The 2,736-nt window shown below is 43.8% G+C and carries 1 protein-coding gene and 2 pseudogenes; 1 reads left to right on the top strand and 2 read right to left on the bottom strand.

Features of this window, described 5'->3' with window-relative positions:
* Positions 1 to 8: 8 nt before the first annotated feature.
* Positions 9 to 1,529, bottom strand: coding sequence for a type I restriction endonuclease subunit R, EcoR124 family (locus ACTHUT_RS17315; protein WP_348772617.1), 1,521 nt, complete (start codon positions 1,527 to 1,529; stop codon positions 9 to 11).
* A 156-nt stretch (positions 1,530 to 1,685) separates the two neighbouring features.
* Positions 1,686 to 2,222, bottom strand: a pseudogene (locus ACTHUT_RS17310) (DEAD/DEAH box helicase family protein); the annotation flags it as partial.
* Between the two features lie 92 nt (positions 2,223 to 2,314).
* On the opposite strand from ACTHUT_RS17310, the pseudogene ACTHUT_RS17305 reads away from it, so the two are divergent.
* A pseudogene (locus ACTHUT_RS17305) lies at positions 2,315 to 2,502 on the top strand (4,5-DOPA dioxygenase extradiol); the annotation flags it as partial.
* Positions 2,503 to 2,736 lie beyond the last annotated feature (234 nt).

Genomic DNA, 2,736 nt, shown 5'->3' with positions numbered 1-2,736 from the left:
GGCAATAACTATCTTGTAATTAGTTCCCTTAGAAATTCATCAATCCGTATATTTAAATAAAATATACGTTCTTCGTTAAAATAAACTTTGGCTTTTTCCCTATCGACTGTTTCTTTTAGGTCATTTAGTCTGCCTAAGTCCAAATTTTCTCTGGTATATTTTCTTGCCAACAGTGCACGTAGCAAATCTCCATCTAGCCCTAAATCTTTAATTATTTTTAGTACCTTATCATTGGCATCTTTTTGTTTGTACGTGGTGATGTAATCACTTAATGCTAAATTTGGATCAAGCTTGATATCGCCGGATTGCACATCGTGTAAAAACAACTCAGCAAATTTTTGATCTTCTTTAGAAAGCGTAGCAAAAGAATGGTGTAGCTCCTCAAGTGCAGCAGCTTCTTCTATGCCGCCGATGGTTTTAAGCCATTTTTCAAAACGGGCGTTCATATAATTTTGATCAATTTTGTCGGTTTCGATTTCGTTGATGTGCGAACCCAAATCAAATGGCACATCATCGCTACCGCCACCATTGCTTGGACTTTCTTTAAACAAATCTTTATAACGTGCAAGCAGTTTATCGTAGGTCTCTTGATCGAAATTGAGTATGGCAGTGATCACGCTGTCGTCTTCCTGCACCACGTCATAGCTTGATTTTTCCCACACAAAGCCCAGCAGCCGGGCAGCTTGCAAGTGATCGTTGAGCTGGTTGAACAGCTTGACGAACTTCGCGCAAGCAGTTGCATCATTAGGATTGGTTGCAAAATCTGCCACTCCCGCCCGTTTGAAAATATCGGCAATCTCGGCAAAGCAGACATTCATTTTATGGATAACCTTATCCAAATTATCCACAAACAGCCCCATTGGACGGTCGCCCGAATAAAGTTTTACGGCACGCTCAATGTTTTGTTGCATTGTGTGCGGCTTGCGGTAATAGCGGATTAAACCAAAAGGCTTATCGGTTTTGTCGCACAGGCGGTTGGTGCGGGAAAACGCCTGAATCAAGTTGGCGTAGTCCAAAATCTTGTCCAAATAGAGCGTATTGATCCATTTACTGTCGAAGCCTGTCAGCATCTGATCGACCACAATCAACAAATCCAGCTGCTCGTCGGGCTTGATTCTTTTATACGCATTGATATGCGACAGCCTGTCGGACAAGTCCGTTTTAAATTGGGCGTAAGAGGCATAGCCGAAACTTGTATTGAATTGGGCGTTGTAATCGGCCAGAATTTCAGCAATCCATTCTTCCTTATCACTGCCCTGTCCATCATTAAGGATATTCGGATCGAAAAGAGCGGTCAGTTTCAGCCCGGAATTTCTGGCTTTAATTAGGCGATAATAATTGACCGCTTCGGGAATGGAACTGGTGGTAAAAATGGTATGATATTTTTTGCCTTGGCTAAGTCGCTGCCAATTCTCCAGCATATCGCCAATCACCGCATTAACATGTTCCGATTCTTGATATTGCGCATTCGGCACATAATCCTCAATGCCTTTTTGATATTTGCCGTTCTTATCATACTTGCCCGCCATCGGCACATCGTTCATAAAGCGGTTGTAGATTTTCTTGTTCGCTTCACTGGCGAACACTTCGCTTTCATCCGCTGCTTTGGCCTCTTGCAGGGCGACGGCGCGGCGCAAATCACTGTCTTTAAAGGTGCGGATATGGAAGGGGTGAAAGCCCAGCACATTTTCATCGCGAATGCCGTCTGCGATGGAATAGCGGTGCAGCTCATTGCCGAAAATGGTCGCCGTAGTGGAATTTTTCCTGGCGTTTTCTTCCTCAATCGGCGTGCCGGTAAAGCCAAAGAAAAGCGCATTGGGGAAAGTGTGCTTAATGGTGAGCAGCATATCGCCAAAAGTGGTGCGGTGGGCTTCGTCAATAATAAACACTAGCCGCTTGCTGCTGATTTGCTCGATGTCAGCCTCATTGACTCCTTCTTCCGCCTTGATATTACTCATTTTTTGAATGGAGGTAACGATCAAGCGGTCGCGGTCTTGTTTACTTTTCAGTTTGGCGAGCAAAATGGCGGTGTTTTCCGTTGCCTGCACATCATCCTTGCTGTCGGCAAAATTCTGATATTCCTCCAGCGATTGCTTGCCCAGCTCAATACGGTCGAGCAAGAAAATCACCTTATCCGCATCTTTGCGGCGGCTGATTAGCTGCGCCGATTTAAAACTTGACATCGTTTTGCCCGAGCCGGTGGTATGCCAAATATAGCCGCCGCGCTGATTGCCCGCCGTTCAATCTGTTTTTGCCACCGTGTCGGCAATTTTGTTAACCGCATAATACTGATAGCTGCGCAACACTTGCAACACGAGGTGATGAAACTTTGGTGCATTATGATCAGCTAGGCGAAAAGGCCGAGCTTTCTGTGCCAACGCCGGATCATTACTTGCCCTTGCTTTACATATGGCATTACGCGAACCGGATGATCCTATTACGTTTTTCAATGATAATTTGATTGCGGGATCGCTTAGTATGACGTCGGTTTTAATGGGATAAAAAGGAAAAAATTGATTCACTTTATGAATAGCGTGATATTGTTTCAGACGGCATCTTGTGTCCATATAAAAACGCTATCTCTATTGGCGAGGATGAGATTGAGCTTGTAATCTTTGAATATAAATGATTAGGATAGAACAAGCGTTTGGATTTTGAAGATGATTTATAAAACACTTCTTTGAAATTTGTCCACTCTTTGAAAAAGAAAAAAGGCCGTCTGAAAAACCTTTCAGA

The sequence above is a fragment of the Neisseria sp. P0022.S010 genome, assembly GCF_051956635.1.
This window is presented reverse-complemented; position numbering and strand designations above follow the sequence as displayed.